The organism is Luteibacter aegosomaticola (assembly GCF_023078475.1).
Classification (GTDB): Bacteria; Pseudomonadota; Gammaproteobacteria; order Xanthomonadales; family Rhodanobacteraceae; genus Luteibacter; species Luteibacter aegosomaticola.
In genome coordinates this window covers 2,142,487-2,159,790 of the sequence record NZ_CP095741.1, presented here as the reverse complement: position 1 = coordinate 2,159,790, position 17,304 = coordinate 2,142,487, and the positions used below count along the sequence as shown (strand labels likewise).

The window sequence follows — 17,304 nt, the reverse complement described above, 5'->3', positions numbered from 1 at the left end:
CGCCGCCTTATGCCGTAACCTCGTCGGCCATGGATGCTCCCCTGGCCGACGATGCCTCGCTGATGTCCGCCTGGGCGGGCGGAGACGCGGCTGCGTTCAAGGTGCTGTACGCGCGGCACAAGGGCCCGCTGTACCGGTTCCTGCTGAAGACGGCGAAGGATCGCGCCGTGGCGGATGAGCTGTTCCAGGAAACGTGGGCGCGCGTCATCGCGGCGCGCGACCGCTACCGCCCCGAGGCGAAGTTCAGCACGTGGCTACTGCAGATCGCGCACAACCTCGCGATTGATGGCTTTCGCAAGCTGAAGCCGCTGGCGAGCAGCGATGAAGCCGACGCGGTGTTCGCCATGCAGGCTGCGCCCGAGCGCGAACAGCCCGATCACGCCTTGTCCGATTTCGAAGCGCGCCGGCGCATGCAGCAGGCGATCGACAGCCTGCCCGACGACCAGCGCGAGACGTTTGTGTTGCGCATGGAGTACGAACTTTCCCTGGAGGATATCGCCGCCATCACCGGCGTCGGCCGTGAGACCGCCAAGTCACGCCTGCGCTACGCCATGGCACGCATCAAGCAGTGGTTTGCCTGACCCTATGAACCCGAACCTGCCACCACCGAGCGACGACGAACTGCCCGACGAGCGCGAGCTCGCGGCGCTGTACGCACGCTTGCCGAAGACCGAGCCCGACGCCGCGCTCGACGCCGCCGTACTGGCCGCCGCCGAGCGCGCCACGCGCAGCACGGCCACGCCCGCGCGTCGCCGTTCCCGCTGGCCCGTCGCCCTCGGCTCCGCCGCCGTCCTCGTCCTCGCGGTAGGCGTCGGCCTGCACGTCCGCGACATCCCCATCCGCGACCCGGCCGCCGAACGCGCCGCCCAGCGCACGCCCTCCGCACCCACTGACGCCGCAACGCCGACCGCCGCTCCCGCCGCGGCCGCCAAGGCAGACGCAAACGCCGCACCGAACACCGCCCCTGTAGAAGCGCGCTTGCACGCGCCCCCCGAAGACGCAACCTCCAACGCCCGCGCCGAACACACCAAACCCCCCGTAGGAGCCCACCCTGTGGGCGACGCCTCTCGCGACACCCCCCAAGGCTACGCGTCCCACCCCACGTTCCGACGCCAACAGAAACTCGCACCACCGCGAAGCGCCCCGCCGCCGAGCCCACCCATGCCGTTACCGGCACCGGCGCCGCCCGCCCCACCCGCGCCCCCGGCGCCGCCCGCCGACATCGCTGCGGCGCCCATCGAAGCCGCCCCGGTCGCACAGACGGCGCAGGAGCCCATGCGCGCACCGACGCCGATCCCGCCGGACGCGATCTACAGCAATCCCAACGCCGCGCGGCCCAGCAACGCACCGGTCACCTCCGCGGCACCCACGGTGCAGCCGGCGCCGATGGTGCAACCGGCACCCATGGCACCCGTGGCACCCGCTCCGCTGCCCGAGCAGCAGCCAGCCCCGGTCGCACCGGCGGCGCCACCCGAACAACAGCCCGCTCCGGTAGCGCCGGTGGCGCAGGGCCTGATCACGGCAAAGCCGGTACCTACGGGCTTGCCACCTGACGATCGCGTCGGCGAAATCCGCCGCCTGCTGGACAACGGCAACCGCGCCGAAGCGCTGCGCAAGCTCGCCGAACTCCGCCGCCTGTATCCTGCGTACGACGTACCGCAAGACCTCCGCGACCTGAAACCTTGAGCACGCCGTTAGCCACCCTCGCCGCTCCGTTCCGCCACGAGGAAGAGATCAAGAAGAGCCGGTTCATCGCGCAAGCCGCGCCGGTGACGGCACCCGCGGATGCCCTGGCTTTCTTCCAGTCCGTCGGCGACCCCGGCGCCACGCATAACTGCTGGGCGTACCGCATCGGCGATGCCTACCGCTTCAACGACGACGGCGAACCTGGCGGTACGGCCGGCCGCCCGATCCTCGCCGCGATCGACGGCCAGGGCTGCGATCGCGTGGCCGTGGTCGTCACGCGCTGGTACGGCGGCATCAAGCTCGGCGCGGGTGGCCTCGTGCGTGCCTACGGCGGCAGCGCCGCAGAATGCCTGCGCCTTGCGCCCCGCGTACCAATCATCGCCACCGGACAGCTCACCCTGCGCGTCGACTTCGCCGACCTGGCACTCGTCACCGCCCGTATCCGCGAACTCGACGGCACCATCGACGAAGAACATTTCCTCGCCGACGGCGCCACCCTCATCGTCTCCGCGCCAGTAGACCAACTCAACGCCATCACCGTCCGTCTCGTCGACGCGACCCGCGGCCGCACCACCCCCAAGCCTCTCGACGCCTGACATACCCGACACCTACCGCGCTCCTACAAGAGCCGGTCCAATCGCAGGCGGTCGCGGTCGTCAGTGAGGCGGCGAAGAACGAACCGCACCGAGAGAATCGAACCGAGGCCGGCACCACCCGCCAGCAACAACATCAACACGATCTGATACGTCGCTGCCTGCAACGGGTCCATCCCGGCAAGCACCTGCCCCGTCATGATCCCCGGCATCGTGATAATCCCCGCCGCACTCATCTGGTTGATCAGCGGCACCATCGCCCTGCGCACCGCGTTCCGCTCCAGCGACACCGTCGCCTCGTGGAACGTGTGCCCCAGCATTAGCCGGGCTTCGATGGCAGGCGCCTCCAGCGCAACGCCCTCGAGCACCGCCGCCATACCGATACTCACCGAGTTCAGCACGTTGCCCAGCAGGATGCCTGCAATGGGCACCACGTAGCGCGGCGAGCCGCCGGCATCTGCGGGAAGCATCGCCACGAGGGCGAAGACGCAGGTCAACAGTGCAGGCACAGCCACACTGGCAAGGCTGGTGAGGTAGTGCCCGCTGCGCAGGCGCTTTTGCGGCCGGGCCGCCGCCTCGCGCGCGGCCGCCAGGGTCATCACACACACCAGCGCGCCCGTAACCCACACGCTATCCAGTGCGAACACCGCGCGGAGAACAAAGCCCAGTACCACCAACTGCAGCAACATGCGCACCGACGCGATCGCCAGCGCGCGATGGATCTGCAGGCGCATCGCCACGGATAGCACGCCGTCCAGCAACAGCACTGTCGCGGCGATGGCGATATCCGGCGCGTTCAACGACACCGTACTCATGGCCGCGCACGCTTCATGCGGAAACAAGCCTGCCTTGCTCGAGCTGGTAGCGCTGGCTCGCCATGCGTGCCGCCTGGGCAGGGTCGTGCGTCACCAGCACGAGGCTCGTCTCCTGCTGGCCCTGCGCCTCTCTCAAGCACGCTTCCATGGCCGCCGCCGTCGCCGCGTCCAGGCCGCTGGTGGGTTCATCGAGGAGAAGCACGGCCGGCGACTGCACAAGCGCACGCACCAGCGCCAGTCGTTGCCGCTCGCCGGTCGAGAGCCCCGCCACCGGCCGCTCCAGCACGTCGCCGGGCAAGCGCATGGCCGTGCATAGGCGCGTCGCCTCCACGTTCGTGCCTGCGGCAAAATGCTCGGCAACCCGCGGCGCCCACCACCCCGACGCCGCTGGCACATAGGCCACGCGCCGCCGCCACGCCGCAGCGGGCACGGCATCGCGCGAAGCGCCATTGAGCGCCACCCGCCCTTCACCTGGATCGAGATCCGCAAGCAAGCGCAGCAGAACCGTCTTCCCCGCGCCCGACACTCCCATGACGGCCATGCACTCGCCCCTTTCCAGCGCGAACGACACCGGCCCCACCCGGGGGCTGCTCAGCTGCTCGACCTGGAAGTACGCGGGACTCATGCGGCCATCAGAATGGAGCGGGCGCCTTAGCGCAACCTTGTTGCCCCTGCCATGCTGCCTGGCGCAGGCGAAAGGGACGCGAAAGATGCACATTCCGAAACTCGCGCAACGCGACTGGCAACCTGCTGCTCGCGGGTCCACAGGGGAAATCATGAAGACAGCAAGGAATGGCGCCGCGCTCGCGGTCGCTCTGGCGCTGTGTGCGCCTGCCGCCGCCACGACGGTCTCGCTCGACCAGATCACCACTTACTGCGAAGGACGTGCGCATGCCAATGCCATGGCGTACGACGCTCGTGACAGAGGCATCCCGCTGGATTCGGTCCTGAAGCAGATCAAGGCTACGGTTGACGACCGGGCCACTCGTGCTGAAACCATCCAAATCACCCAGGATGCATACGCCGCCACGGAGTTGTCCTCGTACGTCAATTTCCATGACGTAGAAATGAAACGCTGCGTCGCACAGAAGAAGCCCGAGCTACCGATGGATGACGCGGCACCCACCGTCCTGTGGCGAACGCCCGTGCGGTTTCCCATCGGCCGGAACGGGAACCCCCACCTGGGCACGGTGACGGTGGCCGTTCATCTGGGCACCGATTCAACGGTGACGGAAGCAAAGGTCGCGCGAAGCAGCGGCTTCCAGGACCTCGACCGCGCGGCCCGCCAGCAAGCAGAGCGCTGGGAGTATCGGACACGCATCGCCGGCGGCCAGTTCTACGAGTCGGATATGCTGGTCCCGTTCACCTTTGGTGGCAGCGGCGTCAGCCAGCCCATTCCGATGGGTATCGGTGCGTCACCCTAAGGAGCCACAAAAATGGGCGACTGGAGGCCAGTCGCCCATGCTTTATCCCGCTACCTGCGTGTGCCGCGAAGCTTAGCGATTCACCCAATGGCACTGCTGCACGGTGTGGTAGTGATGGTGGTGGTCGTACACGCGATGCGGCTTACAGACCTTATGGCGCGTGACGTGGTGCGGCGGCGGCCGGTGGTTATCGGCGTTGGCGGCAAACGGCGCCATGAAGGCAGCTCCCAGCACCAGGAGGCCAAGGAGTCGGTGACGGCGATGGGTAGCGCCTTCGGCGATGTGGGTGCGCATGGTGTTCTCCTTGGTGTGGTGGGCGACAACGTCGCCTTTCCGCAACGGTGAGTCAATAGAAAATGCGAGATGCCTTCGCAAGCGTTCATCAACGTCCAGTAGACGCGAAAAACCGTAATTTCTTTCGGCAAACGCGCGTCTCGACCCACCCCGCAGATTGAATACTGCACTGCCCACCCCCACCCGTTAGCCAATATCCGGAGGCAGGACCAGGAATGAGCGGCGAACGCAGGGCGAAATCACGGAATATCAGCGCACTGCGCAACCTCTGGCCCTTCATGCGGCCCCACAAGAGCCTGGTGGTCGGCTGGCTGATCTTCCTCGGCCTGTCCTCGGGCGCGTCGCTGGCCCTGCCCCCGGCCCTGCGTCACATCATCGATCGCGGCTTCCTGGCATCGAATGTCGCGACCATCAACGGCACCTTCCTTGCCCTGTTCGGGGTGGCGGTGGTGCTGGCCGTGGCGACGGCGGGCCGCTATTACTGCATCGCGCTGCTCGGCGAACGCTCGCTGGCCGCCCTGCGCTCGGCGCTGTACCGCCATGTCATGGGCCTGGATGTGGGCTTCTACGAGAGTACCCGCGTCGGCGAGCTGACCTCGCGCCTGGGCACGGATACCGAGGTGGTGCAGACCCTCGTGGGCTCGGGTATCTCGGTGGCGCTGCGAAGCGCCGTGATGCTGATCGGCTCGGCCGTGGCCATGGCCTGGACGAGCCCGCATCTGGCTGGCCTGACCGCCCTCGTCATCCCGGCGGTGATGTTGCCCATCCTCATCTTTGGCCGACGCGTGCAGAAGCTGTCCCGGCACAGCCAGGACCGTATCGCCGATGCGGCGGCCATCGCGAACGAAACGCTGAATGCCGCGCAGGCGGTGAAGGCGTATAACCGCGAGCCGATCGAAAGCCGCCGCTACGCCGACGCTATCGCGCTGGCTCTCGCCACCGCGCGCCGCCGTATCGGCATGCGCTCGCTTCTGACCGCCGCCGTGATCGTGCTGATTTTCGGCGCGATCACCCTGGTGCTGTGGAGCGGCGCGCGTGATGTGATTGCCGGCACGCTGGAGCCGGGCGTGCTCAGCCAGTTCGTGCTCTATGCCATTTTCGCGGCTGGCTCCGTGGCTGGCTTGTCGGAAGTCTGGGGCGATGTGCTCAGCGCCGCGGGTGCCATGGAACGCATCGGCGAGCTGTTCGCCGAGCAGCCGGTCATCCGCACGCCCGAAGCCCCTGAGCCGCTGCCCGTTCCGGTCACTGGCTCGCTGCATTTCGATCACGTGGAGTTCCGTTATCCGTCGCGGCCCGACGTTGCGGCGCTTTCGGATTTCACCCTGGATATCGCGCCTGGCGAAACCGTTGCGCTCGTCGGCCCTTCGGGCGCAGGCAAGAGCACCGTGTTCGGCCTGCTGCTGCGCTTCTACGATCCTAAATCGGGCGCCATCCGTTTCGATGGCGTGGACCTGAAGGCGCTCGCCCTGCCCGACCTGCGCGGCTCGATCGCGCTGGTTCCACAGGAGACGATCATCTTTGGCGGCAGCGCGGCGAACAACATCCGCTTCGGCCGCGAAGATGCCTCGGACGACGAAGTACGCGAGGCCGCGCGCCTGGCCGAGGCCGATGGTTTCCTCTCGGCCCTGCCGGAAGGCTACGACGCGGCGCTCGGTGAACGCGGCGTGCGCCTCTCCGGTGGCCAGAAGCAGCGTATCGCCATCGCCCGGGCGATCCTGCGCGATGCGCCGCTGCTGCTGCTCGACGAAGCCACCTCAGCACTGGATGCGCAATCCGAAGCGGCGATCCAGCAGGCGCTGGAGCGGCTGGAAAAGGGTCGCACCACCCTCGTGATCGCCCATCGCCTCGCGACCGTGCAGCGCGCGGATCGTATCGTGGTGATGGAGGCCGGGCGGATCGTGGCGCAGGGTACGCATGAGGAGCTGTTGGCGCAGGGCGGCCTTTACGCTGAGTTGGCGCGGCTGCAGTTCGTGGCCTGAGGTACCGTCGGATCGCGCGCAAGCGCGCTCCTATGAGGGGCCCTTGCCACCTCCTTGACGCCCCACCGCCTAGCGTCAGGGCATGGATAGCGACCTGCTGCTACCGCGTCCCGAGGGTCTGTACTGCCCGGCGGGCGACTTCTTCATCGACCCGATGCTCCCCGTGGCACGGGCAGTGGTGACGCATGCGCATGGCGACCATGCGCGTGCGGGTAGCGCGCTGTACCACGTCGCCAGCGCGGGCGCGGGCCTTATGCGCGAACGGCTCGGCGCGACGGCGACGATCCGCGCGTACGACTACGGCGAACGCTTCACCCTCGGCGACACCACGCTAAGCCTCCACCCCTCCGGCCATGTGCTCGGCGCGGCTCAGGTGCGCATCGAAGGGCGTGGCAAGGTCGCCGTGGTGTCCGGTGATTACAAGCGCGATCCCGACCCGACTTGCGCGCCGTTCGAACCGGTGCCCTGCGACGTCTTCGTCACCGAATCCACTTTCGGCCTCCCGATCTATCGCTGGCCGCCGATGTCCTCGGTGATCGACGAGCTGATGGCATGGTGGGCCGACTGCGCGGCACGCGGCATCCCTGCCGTGCTGTTCTGCTACGCGCTGGGCAAGGCGCAGCGCATCCTGGCCGAACTCGCCACACGCACCGACCGCACGGTCTACCTCCACGGCGCCATGGTTCGCCTCGTCGAGGATTACCGCGAAGCGGGTGTGCGCATGGTGCCGACGGAGGCCGTAAGCGAGACGGCTAAGGGTCGGGACTTTGCGGGCGAGCTGATCCTCGCCCCACCCTCTGCCGCGGGCTCACCGTGGATGAAGCGATTCGCGAAAGCCTCCACCGGCTTCGCGTCCGGCTGGATGCAGGTGCGTGGCGCACGTCGCCGCCGCGGTTACGATCGCGGCTTCATCGTCTCCGACCATGCCGACTGGTCGGGCCTCGTCCGCAGCGTTGAAGATTCGCATGCGAAGCGCATCTACGTGACGCATGGCGATGGCGAAGCCCTGATCCGCTACCTTCGCGAACGCGGCCACGATGCGCGCGCCTTGCGCTCCCTTGGCGTGATGCCCGATGAGCGCGCGAGCGAGGAAGGCGACTGATGCGGCGCTTCGCGGCCCTTTACGAAACACTGGACCGCACGGCCTCGACCACGGCCAAACGCGACGCGATGGCGGCGTATTTTGCCGGCGCACCTGCGGAGGACGCCGCGTGGGCCATCTACGTGCTGGGCGGCGGCAAGCTGAAGCGCACCGCCAGCTCCACCGAACTTCGCGCTGCGCTGGCGGCCGAGACCGGCTTCGCCGAATGGCTTATCGACGATAGTTACGCGCACGTGGGCGACCTCGCCGAGACCATCGCGCTGATGCTGCCCAACCACGAAGCCCAAGGTGACGACACGCCATTGCACGTGTGGATGGAAGCACGCCTGCCCTCGCTCGCGCGCCTCGATACGCTCGAACGCGTGGCGCAGCTGCGCGAATGGTGGCGTGACCTCTCGCCAGGCCAGGTGTTCCTCGTGAACAAGCTGCTCACCGGCTCGCTGCGTGTCGGCGTATCGCACCGGCTCGTCGTGCAGGCGATCGCGCAGTGGACGGCCTTGCCGACGGACCTCATCGCGCACCGGCTCAGCGGCACCTGGAAACCTTCGGCCGAAGCCTTCCGCGCCCTGGCCGGCGAAGAACGGCCCGACGAGCACGCGGGCGAACGCCCCTACCCGTTCTTCCTCGCCTCGCCCCTGGAGCAACCGGTGGAGGCCCTCGGCGATATCAGCGAATGGCTCGCTGAATGGAAGTGGGATGGCATCCGCGCCCAGCTCATGCGCCGCGGCGAGCAGGCGATCCTGTGGTCGCGCGGTGAGGAACGGCTCGATGGGCGGTTTCCCGAACTGGAGGCGGCGGCACAGGCGTTGCCGGATGGGTGTGTCGTGGATGGGGAGATCCTGGCTTGGGGCGAGGGTGAAGCGCATCCGATGTTGTTCGCCGCGTTGCAGAAGCGGATTGGCAAGTTGAAGCCGGGGCCCAAGCTGCTCGCGGGGACGCCGGTCAGGCTCATGGCGTATGACCTGCTGGAGCTTGGGGGAAAGGATTTGCGTGAGTTGCCATTGTGGGAGCGACGGGGGGCGCTGGTGGGTCTTCTCGAAAGATGTCGCCCACAGGGTGGGCTCCTACAGGTTTCGCCGGGTGTTGAGGCGAGTGGCTGGGACGACCTTGCCAGGGTGCGCGAGGCATCGCGTGAACGGCGTACTGAAGGGTTGATGATTAAGCGGCTTGATTCGCCGTACCGGGTCGGGCGCAAGCGTGGGGACTGGTGGAAGTGGAAGGTCGACCCGTACACGATCGATGCCGTGCTGCTTTACGCGCAACCGGGACACGGGCGGCGCTCGGGACTCTTCACCGATTACACCTTTGGCGTATGGGATGGCGAGACGCTGGTACCGGTAGCGAAGGCCTACTCCGGGCTGGACGATGCCGAGATCGGGAAGCTCGACCGCTGGATCCGCGCCAACACCATCGACCGCTTCGGGCCCGTGCGCTCGGTGACACCGACCCACGTTTTTGAACTGGCCTTTGAAGCCATCCAGGCCTCCGGCCGCCACAAGGCCGGCGTGGCCGTCCGCTTTCCGCGCATCCTGCGCTGGCGTACCGACCTCGCGATCCATGATGCCGACCGCCTCGACGACCTCCGCCGCCTGGCGCCGGGCTGAAGCACGCCTGGTGGCGTGGTTCGCCGAACAGGGACGCCGGCCGGCGCCGTTCCAGCGTGCTGCGTGGAAACACTGGGCGGCCGGACACCATGGCCTCATCCACGCACCTACGGGCACCGGCAAGACCCTTGCGGCCGCGGGTGGCCCGCTGATCGATGGCGTGCTGAACCCTGGCACCGGCCTGCGCCTGCTGTGGATCACCCCGCTACGCTCGCTCGCCACCGACACCACACAACACCTCTCGGCGGCCGTCGGAGCGATGGGACTGCCATGGCGCGTCCTGCGTCGCACGGGCGACAGCGGCAGCGCCGAGCGCGCGCGGTTGCGTCGTGGCGCCTGCGAGCTACTGGTCACCACACCGGAAAGCCTGGCACTACTCCTGAGCTACCCCGATGCCCGTGAACGCTTCGCCCGGTTGAGCGGCGTGGTCGTCGACGAGTGGCATGAGCTGGTCGGCAACAAGCGCGGCACGCTGCTGCAGCTTGGCATTACACGGCTACGCCGGTGGCAGCCCTCGGCCAGGATCTGGGGGCTTTCGGCCACGCTGGGCAATCTCGATGAAGCGATGCACGCACTGGCGGGCGATGGCGTGCTGGTCGGCGCCACTTCGAAGAAGCAGACCATCATCGAGACCGCCTTGCCCGAGGGCGGCGAACGCTTCCCGTGGGCCGGCCACCTTGGCCTGACCCAGTTGCCGCGCGTACTCAAGGCGGTGATGGAGGCGCGCAGCAGCCTGGTCTTCGCCAACACGCGCTCGCAGGCGGAGCTCTGGCACGAAGCGCTCGCCGCCGTCTGGCCCGAAGCACCTGAGACACTCGCGCTGCATCACGGCTCCATCGATCCCAAACTGCGTTTCGCCACGGAAGAAAGCCTGCGGGTGGGCGCGCTTCGCTGCGTGGTTGCCACGTCGAGCCTCGACCTCGGCGTCGACTTTTCCAGCGTCGAGCGCGTTATCCAGGTCGGCAGCCCGAAGAGCGTGGCACGCCTGCTGCAACGCGCCGGCCGCAGCGGTCACCAGCCAGGCATGCCTTCGCGCATCCTGTGCGTACCGACGCACCTGCTCGAACTGGCCGAAGTAGATGCCGCGCGGCGCGCGCTGCACGAAGGCCACCTCGAACCACGCCACCCCATGCGCGGCTGCCTGGACGTGCTTGCCCAGCACCTGATGACGATGGCCCTTGGGGGAGGTTTCACGGCCGACGAGGCCTACGCGGAAATCACCTCCGCGCTGGCTTACGCGCACCTCCCGCGCGAGCGCTTCGACGCCGTGCTGGCGTACCTCTGCACCGGCGGCACGGCGCTGGCGAGCTATCCGGAATACCACAAGCTCGTGGAAACGGCCGGGCACTACAGCGTGGAAAGCAGTCGCGTGGCGCGCATGCACCGCCTATCCATCGGCACGATCACCTCGGATGGCTCGCTACAGGTGCGCTACATGAAAGGCGCACGCCTGGGCACCGTCGAAGAAAGCTTCGTCTCGCGCCTGCGGCCCGGCGACCGCTTCCTGTTCGCGGGCCGGAACCTCGAGCTGGTCCGCGTCCGCGACATGACCGCCTACGTGCGGGCCGCACCGAACCGCCGTGGCGGCGTGCCGCGCTGGATGGGCGGGCGCCTGCCCTTGTCGGGCGAACTCTCCGACGCACTACGCCACGCACTCGCAGAACCCGATCCGCGCAGCCGCGAAATGCGCGCACTCGGCCCACTGCTCGCGATCCAGCGCACGCAGTCCGCCGTGCCGGCGCTCGGCGAAACGCTGTGCGAGCGCACCCGCACACGCGAAGGCGATTACCTGTTCGTTTTCCCCTTTGCCGGGCGGCTCGCCCATGAGGGACTCGCCGCCGTACTGGCATGGCGCCTCGCCCGGATCCAGCCCGGCGACTACGGCTACGCCGTGAACGACTATGGTCTGGCGATCACGGCCGCGCGCATGCCGCCGCTGGATGCCGAAACGATGCGCATGCTGCTGCATCCAGCCGGGCTGCGCACCGATATCCGCGCCAGCGTGAATCTCTCCGAGCTGGCCCGTCGCCAGTTCCGCGAGATCGCCCGCGTGGCGGGGCTCGTGTTCAACGGCTACCCCGCACAGGCCAAGACCCTGCGCCAGCTACAGGCTTCCAGCGGCCTGCTCTTCGATGTGCTCCGCCGGCACGATCCGGGCCACCCCTTGTTATGGCAAGCCGAGCGCGAAGTACTCGACCAACAACTCGACTTCACCCGCCTGCGCGCCTGCCTGCTCCGCATCGCCCGTTCGCAACTGCTCTGGCGGGAACCCAAACGTCTCAGCCCGCTCGCCTTCCCGCTCTGGGTGGAACGCCTGCGTGGCGGCATCGCCACGGACGACTGGAAGTCGCGCGTGGAACGCATGGTCGCCAGCCTCGAGGCCGGCGCAGCATGAGCACGCACGAGGTCACCATCGCCGGCGAGCAGCTGACCTTACACCCTGAGCGCGCGGTGTACTGGGCCGCACAACGCACCCTGCTGGTGTCCGACGTGCACTTCGGCAAGGGCGCTGTCTTTCGTCGCGCCGGTATTGCCGTGCCAAGCGGCGATACCGACGATGACCTGCGCCGGCTCGATGCGTTGCTCGCGACCTACGAAGCACAGCGGCTGGTGATCCTCGGCGATCTCGTCCACGGAGCAGCAACCGCACGAAGCGCATGGGTCGACGACGTTCGTGCATGGCGTGCGCGCCATGGCGCCGTCGACATCACGCTTGTCGCAGGAAATCACGATCGGCACTTTGATGTCGCCTCATTAGGCATCGCAGTGCAGCAGGATCGGCTCGCGATGCCGCCCTTCGTGCTCGTACATCACCCGCACGCGCATGTCGATGGCTACGTGCTCGCCGGCCACGTTCACCCGGGCGTCGTCATCCGCGATGGCTGGCGCAAGCATCGGCTGCCCGCGTTTGTGTTCGATCGCGCGGTGGGCATGCTGCCGGCGTTCGGCACGCTGACCGGCTTGCATGAGGTTCGGTCCGCGAGCGGTCGTCAGGTGTACGCCGCCACACCGGCAGGTGTCATTCCTGCGAACGTTGCAACAACGTCATAACGCAGCGATGGCATACTTTGCGGACAACGTTCAACAACACCACAAGGCAGGGAGTGGCACGGATGAAGAAGCAGTGGGTAGTGGGTTTGGCCGCGGTCGCGATGACGGGGTTGGCGTTGGCGGCAGGGCCCGGCGCAGCGCGCAAGCGCGCGGAGGCCAGCATGCTGGTGACGGGCGACATCATGGTCGCGCCCGACGGCAGCGTTACGGGCTACACGCTCGATAAGCAGGAGAAAATTCCGCAGGAGGTCACCGGCCTCGTTGCGCGCGCTGCTCCCAAATGGCGTTTCGAGCCAGTCATGCAGGATGGCCACGCCGTGGCGGCGAAGGCGCACATGAACATTCGCCTCGTCGCGCAGCACTCGACGGAGGATAGCGACACCTACGTGATCCACATCGCCAGCGCGAGCTTCGGCGATTACGGCGCGGGTGGTGAATCGATGACATACGCCTCGCGCACGCCACCGTCATACCCACGCGATGCCGCGACGGCTGGCGTACAGGGCACGGTGTACCTGCTGCTGCGCGTGGGCCGCGATGGCAAGGTGGCGGATGTCGCCGTCGAACAGGTGAACCTCGGTGTCGCCGGCTCCGATAACGAGCTGAAGGCATGGCGCAAGGTACTGTCCGCACCGGCGGCGCGCGTTGCGAAGGACTGGACGTTCAACCTGCCCACCAAGGGCGCGCATATGAACGATCCGGAATACGTGACCCGCGTTCCGGTCATATTCCGGCTCAACCGCAATGAACGGCCCGATGACCTCTACGGCACGTGGCAGGGTTACGTACCGGGTCCGAAGGAATCGATCACCTGGGCAAAGGACGACGGCAAAAGTGCCGACGCCCTTCCCGATAACGGCCTTTACCTGGTCAACAGTGGCCTGAAGCTGACCACGCCGCTCGACAACGGCTAGTGCTTCGGCTGGCGTTCGGTGGTCGAGGCTTCCACCAGCTCGATCGCCGTGACGCTATGGATCCAGCGTGCCGGGCGTGCATCGTCCGGCACCACCAGGCGGTACGGGCCGTCCTTCGCATCGAGCGGCTTACCTTCGTGCTTGTCGACCAGCACCACCTTGCGGCCGCCGAAATCCGGATCCAGCTCGGCCAGGCTGAAGACCACCTGGTAACCATCCGCCGCGGTGACGCGCACGAAATCGGTCAGCGCCTTCCCGCGTAATGCCGTGCCCACCGGCGCACCCTGCGCCCGCAACACGTCGATCAGGTTCACGCCCTGCCATGCGCTGGGCGCATCACCGTGCGCGCCAGCCTTCACTTCGACGCGCGGCAAGGCTGACGTCACCAGATCGACAGCCGCCTTTCCGGGCGCCGTGTAATGCACCGCATCGGCAGCGCACGCGCCACCCGCGACGACCAACCCCACCAAGCCGATGATCCACTTCACGATAACCCCCGATGCTCTCAGTTTCCGTCACGCGTCACGCCAAAGCCGCCACCAACGCCCGTACCGTATCCACATCCGTCCGCGTCTCCCCCGCGCCCATCCCCAACGGATCGGCCGGCGCACGCAGCATGGCCGACGGCAAGCGCCGCTTGGCCGAGGCATGGAACTCCCGCGCGCGGGTCAGATCACGCAAGGCCGCGACATTGCCCGGCTCGATGCCCGCACCGGGCATCACCGAAATACGCTGACCCGCCTGCGCGACCAGCCGAGCCAGACGGCCCGCGCCCGCTACAGCACCCGGCATCCCACCCGAGGTGAGTACCCGCTCGAAACCCAGCTCGATCAGAACTTCCAGCGCCGCCGCCTGATCTTCCACAAGATCGAACGCGCGATGGAAGGTCACGCCCATGCCTTGCGCCGCGTCGAGGAAACGCTCGCAAGCGTCGACGTCGATATCACCTTCCGGCGTGAGGGCACCGACCACCACACCATCACAGCCGAGTTCACGGCAATGCATGATGTCGTCGAGCATCGCTTCGATTTCGTGGTCGTCATAGACGAAATCACCCGCACGCGGACGGATGAGGACGTACAGCGGGATCTCGAGTCCCTCGCGCGCCAGCACGAGCGTGCCGTGCGAGGGCGTGACACCGCCCTCGTCCAGGCTGGCGCACAACTCCACGCGACCCGCGCCGCCTTCCTGCGCGGCGAACGCCGAAGCGGCGGAGTTGGCGGCGACTTCCAGCAGCGCCATGCTCAGTACGTGCTCTTGCCGGGGATTAGCGTGTCCTGCTTCTTCGCATCGCACACGGCGTACGAGAAGCCCTTCTGGATCGCCCACGCACCGACGTTGCCCTTCTTGTCCATGGCGAGGAAGCCCACCTGGAGATCCTTCGCCTCGGGCTTGCGGCGCAGGATACGCTCGACCGCTTCGCGGCAGGCATCCTCCGGCGAACGCCCCTGGCGCATCAGCTCCACCACGAGGAAGCTGCCAACGTTACGGATCACTTCTTCGCCCACGCCGGTGGAGGTGGCGCCGCCGACTTCGTTATCGACGTACAGGCCCGCACCGATGATCGGGCTGTCGCCCACGCGGCCGTGCAGCTTCCACGCCATACCGCTCGTGGTGCAGGCGCCGGAAAGGTTTCCCTTCGCGTCGATGGCCAGCATGCCGATGGTGTCGTGATTGGACGCATCGCCCGGCGTACCGCCCGGGCCAGCGTTATACGTTTTGACTTCGCTGTTGGCCTGCGGCTTGTACTTCGCCGTCTTCAGCCAGGCCTGCCATGCTTCACGGCTTTCGGGCGTGAGCAGCTCCTCGCGCGGGAAGCCCTGCTCGAGCGCGAATTGCAGCGCGCCATCGCCCACCAGCAGCACGTGCGGCGTGCGCTCCATGACGCGACGGGCCACGGAAATCGGGTGGGCGATGTGCTCGATGGCGGCCACCGCTCCGCAGTTGCCGTGCTCATCCATAATGCTGGCGTCGAGCGTGACCTTGCCATCGCGATCGGGGTAGCCCGCACGGCCGACGCTGTGGTTCTTCATATCGGCTTCGGGCACACGCACACCCTGCTCAACGGCGTCGAGCGAACGGCCGCCCGTGGAGAGCACCTTCCATGCCGCCTGGTTGGCCGGTACGCCGAAATCCCACGTGGAGCAGACGCGCGGCACCATGCCTGCGCCGCTAGCTGCCGGTGTCGGCGCCGCCTTGGCTACGCCACGCGCGGTTAGCGCTACGCCGGACGCAATCGTCGCGCCCTGGAGGAAACGTCTGCGATCCATGGAACCCCTCGGAAAACGACGCGCGAGCCGCGCCATCCCCGATACTCGCATGGCCCATGCGCACAAAACCACCACGACTGTCGTCATGGATGGCACGCACCAGCTCGCGACACCAGGCATCGTTGGCCTCGCGCTGGCGGGCATCGGCGAAACGCGAGGCCTGCGCGCCGACCAGTGCCAGCAGCGCGAGCATGGCAAGGACGAAGATCAGGATGCTGCCGCGCTGGCGGCCCGCGTTCATGGCGCGACCCACGCGCTGCGCGACCGGCTGGTTCCGTCGGCTAGCCACAGCTGGAGTTCCACGTGACGGATGGCGCCGGCGACCGGATGGAAGCCCTCGACCCGGCGAATGCGTTCGCCATCATGGCGATCGACCCAGACCTGCAGCGCCGACGCCCCGGGAAGCACGAGTTCGCAGTGTGCCGCGCCGCAGACCCGCAAGCCGCCGGCGCCCATGACCCATGCGTGCCCATGGGCGAGCAGAGCGACGCCGTGACCCTGGCCGACATGGGCGGCGCACCCGCGCTCCACGCGGCACACCGACCAGCCCTTGCCAGGCGAACGATCGGCGAGCACATCGCCCACCATGGCGTCGAGGACGTCGCCCGGCCCAGCCGCCTCCCGGGCCGCTGCGATGTCCCGGCGCACATGAAGCGTGACAGCAGTGGCGCCGGTGACCGCGCCAGCGGCGACGATCGCGGCCAGGGCCAGGCCGACGACGAGTTCGACAAGGGTCATGCCACGCGCGGTCATCGGGCCACGCCCCAGTCGAGCCACCCACCCGGCCAGCGGAGCCGGACCATGCACCACCCCTCGCTGCATCGCAGGCCACCACGGGCCTCTGGGCCGAACGCCCGGGCTGCGGCCACATCGAAACGAGCCAGGTCGTCACCCGCGGCGGCGCGAGATGAGCAGCCCTCGGAGCGGCACTGAATTCGTGCCGGAATCGCGTACTGATAGTCACCTGCGCGCACCCCTTCAGGGTTCGCCCGAAGGCGCGCCTCCATGTCCGTGACAACGGCGAGTGCCTTGAGCCGGGCACCGGCCTGGGCCGAGCGAGCGGAGGATTGCGCCACCCAGCTGGCGGAGGCGGAGGCGCCGATGGCGAAGACCGCCATGGCGGTGAGGGATTCGATGAGCGTAGCCATGGGCATAGCGTGCCCGTGGCGGAGGCGGCGCACAGCCAGCGCCGCCGGCGGCCGCGCGTAGGCGCCGCCCACAAAAAAAACCCCGCGACGGGCGCGGGGTTTTCGGTGGCTTAGCGCTCGCGATCAGGCTGCGATTTCGACGCCCGACGCCTGGGCACCCTTCGGGCCCGTCGTCACTTCGAACTTCACGCGCTGACCTTCCTGCAGGCTACGGAAGCCCTTGGAGTTGATCGCAGAAAAGTGGACGAACACGTCCTCCCCACCGTCCTCGGGCGCGATAAAACCGAAACCCTTGGCGTCGTTGAACCACTTGACCGTACCGAAACGCATTTGCGGAAACCTCTGGACATGGACTGGAAGCACCCGGATGGCGAGGCTTCCCCAGATCCCCTTGGCCTGCCCCCGCGGCGCGTGCGAAGTATCA

The 17,304-nt window shown here is 67.7% G+C and carries 20 protein-coding genes; 10 read left to right on the top strand and 10 right to left on the bottom strand.

Going from position 1 to position 17,304, the window contains the following annotated elements:
- The first annotated feature begins 29 nt into the window (after positions 1 to 29).
- From L2Y96_RS09450 to L2Y96_RS09440, 3 genes are read left to right on the top strand one after another with little or no spacing between them, the layout of a single operon-like run.
- Positions 30 to 581, top strand: a complete 552-nt coding sequence (locus tag L2Y96_RS09450) for an RNA polymerase sigma factor (protein ID WP_247336988.1) — start codon at positions 30 to 32, stop codon at positions 579 to 581.
- Positions 582 to 585: 4 nt separating this feature from the next.
- Positions 586 to 1,686, top strand: a complete 1,101-nt coding sequence (locus L2Y96_RS09445) for a hypothetical protein (RefSeq protein ID WP_247337248.1) — start codon at positions 586 to 588, stop codon at positions 1,684 to 1,686.
- Entirely contained in the window at positions 1,683 to 2,282 is a 600-nt protein-coding gene (locus L2Y96_RS09440) for an IMPACT family protein (RefSeq protein WP_247336061.1), read from the top strand. Before L2Y96_RS09445 ends, L2Y96_RS09440 begins: the two co-directional genes overlap by 4 nt.
- A 23-nt stretch (positions 2,283 to 2,305) precedes the next feature.
- On the opposite strand, the gene L2Y96_RS09435 is transcribed toward L2Y96_RS09440, so the two are convergent.
- Both L2Y96_RS09435 and L2Y96_RS09430 read right to left on the bottom strand, forming a co-directional pair.
- Positions 2,306 to 3,094, bottom strand: coding sequence for an ABC transporter permease (locus L2Y96_RS09435; RefSeq protein ID WP_247336059.1), 789 nt, complete (start codon positions 3,092 to 3,094; stop codon positions 2,306 to 2,308).
- Between the two features lie 13 nt (positions 3,095 to 3,107).
- Entirely contained in the window at positions 3,108 to 3,719 is a 612-nt protein-coding gene (locus tag L2Y96_RS09430; protein ID WP_247336057.1) for an ABC transporter ATP-binding protein, read from the bottom strand.
- 151 nt (positions 3,720 to 3,870) lie between these two features.
- Between L2Y96_RS09430 and L2Y96_RS09425 the strand changes: the two genes are divergently transcribed.
- Positions 3,871 to 4,518: an energy transducer TonB gene (locus tag L2Y96_RS09425; protein ID WP_247336055.1), complete on the top strand. Its 648-nt coding sequence runs from the start codon at positions 3,871 to 3,873 to the stop codon at positions 4,516 to 4,518.
- Between the two features lie 72 nt (positions 4,519 to 4,590).
- Here the strand turns inward: L2Y96_RS09425 and L2Y96_RS09420 are convergent, their stop codons facing one another.
- Positions 4,591 to 4,812: a hypothetical protein gene (locus L2Y96_RS09420; RefSeq protein ID WP_247336053.1), complete on the bottom strand. Its 222-nt coding sequence runs from the start codon at positions 4,810 to 4,812 to the stop codon at positions 4,591 to 4,593.
- Between the two features lie 215 nt (positions 4,813 to 5,027).
- On the opposite strand from L2Y96_RS09420, the gene L2Y96_RS09415 reads away from it, so the two are divergent.
- The 6 genes from L2Y96_RS09415 (at position 5,028) to L2Y96_RS09390 (ending at position 13,462) form a co-directional block, all read left to right on the top strand.
- Complete coding sequence (locus L2Y96_RS09415) at positions 5,028 to 6,791, top strand: ABC transporter transmembrane domain-containing protein (protein ID WP_247336051.1); 1,764 nt, start codon at positions 5,028 to 5,030, stop codon at positions 6,789 to 6,791.
- 82 nt (positions 6,792 to 6,873) lie between these two features.
- Entirely contained in the window at positions 6,874 to 7,893 is a 1,020-nt protein-coding gene (locus tag L2Y96_RS09410) for a ligase-associated DNA damage response exonuclease (RefSeq protein WP_247336049.1), read from the top strand.
- Positions 7,893 to 9,497, top strand: coding sequence for an ATP-dependent DNA ligase (locus tag L2Y96_RS09405; protein ID WP_247336047.1), 1,605 nt, complete (start codon positions 7,893 to 7,895; stop codon positions 9,495 to 9,497). The genes L2Y96_RS09410 and L2Y96_RS09405 overlap by 1 nt, the downstream gene beginning before the upstream one ends.
- Complete coding sequence (locus L2Y96_RS09400; protein ID WP_247336985.1) at positions 9,454 to 11,892, top strand: ligase-associated DNA damage response DEXH box helicase; 2,439 nt, start codon at positions 9,454 to 9,456, stop codon at positions 11,890 to 11,892. The genes L2Y96_RS09405 and L2Y96_RS09400 overlap by 44 nt, the downstream gene beginning before the upstream one ends.
- Positions 11,889 to 12,548: a ligase-associated DNA damage response endonuclease PdeM gene (gene pdeM / locus L2Y96_RS09395; protein ID WP_247336045.1), complete on the top strand. Its 660-nt coding sequence runs from the start codon at positions 11,889 to 11,891 to the stop codon at positions 12,546 to 12,548. The genes L2Y96_RS09400 and pdeM overlap by 4 nt, the downstream gene beginning before the upstream one ends.
- A gap of 62 nt (positions 12,549 to 12,610) precedes the next feature.
- On the top strand, positions 12,611 to 13,462 hold the full coding sequence (locus L2Y96_RS09390; RefSeq protein WP_247336043.1) for an energy transducer TonB: 852 nt from the start codon (positions 12,611 to 12,613) through the stop codon (positions 13,460 to 13,462).
- Here L2Y96_RS09390 and L2Y96_RS09385 read toward each other — a convergent pair.
- From L2Y96_RS09385 to L2Y96_RS09355, 7 genes are all read right to left on the bottom strand, one after another.
- Positions 13,459 to 13,950: a molybdopterin-dependent oxidoreductase gene (locus L2Y96_RS09385; RefSeq protein ID WP_247336041.1), complete on the bottom strand. Its 492-nt coding sequence runs from the start codon at positions 13,948 to 13,950 to the stop codon at positions 13,459 to 13,461. The two genes, L2Y96_RS09390 and L2Y96_RS09385, sit on opposite strands and share 4 nt — an antisense overlap.
- A gap of 34 nt (positions 13,951 to 13,984) precedes the next feature.
- On the bottom strand, positions 13,985 to 14,704 hold the full coding sequence (locus L2Y96_RS09380; protein ID WP_247336039.1) for a copper homeostasis protein CutC: 720 nt from the start codon (positions 14,702 to 14,704) through the stop codon (positions 13,985 to 13,987).
- 2 nt (positions 14,705 to 14,706) lie between these two features.
- Complete coding sequence (locus tag L2Y96_RS09375) at positions 14,707 to 15,732, bottom strand: glycosylasparaginase (protein ID WP_247336037.1); 1,026 nt, start codon at positions 15,730 to 15,732, stop codon at positions 14,707 to 14,709.
- Positions 15,635 to 15,973 carry a hypothetical protein gene (locus tag L2Y96_RS09370; RefSeq protein WP_247336035.1) on the bottom strand — a complete coding sequence of 113 codons (339 nt, stop codon included), beginning with the start codon at positions 15,971 to 15,973 and terminating at the stop codon, positions 15,635 to 15,637. Before L2Y96_RS09370 ends, L2Y96_RS09375 begins: the two co-directional genes overlap by 98 nt.
- Positions 15,970 to 16,470 carry a hypothetical protein gene (locus L2Y96_RS09365; protein ID WP_247336034.1) on the bottom strand — a complete coding sequence of 167 codons (501 nt, stop codon included), beginning with the start codon at positions 16,468 to 16,470 and terminating at the stop codon, positions 15,970 to 15,972. Before L2Y96_RS09365 ends, L2Y96_RS09370 begins: the two co-directional genes overlap by 4 nt.
- 11 nt (positions 16,471 to 16,481) lie before the next feature.
- On the bottom strand, positions 16,482 to 16,880 hold the full coding sequence (locus L2Y96_RS09360) for a prepilin-type N-terminal cleavage/methylation domain-containing protein (protein WP_247336021.1): 399 nt from the start codon (positions 16,878 to 16,880) through the stop codon (positions 16,482 to 16,484).
- 123 nt (positions 16,881 to 17,003) lie between these two features.
- Positions 17,004 to 17,210, bottom strand: a complete 207-nt coding sequence (locus L2Y96_RS09355; RefSeq protein ID WP_036117760.1) for a cold-shock protein — start codon at positions 17,208 to 17,210, stop codon at positions 17,004 to 17,006.
- Positions 17,211 to 17,304: the final 94 nt, after the last annotated feature.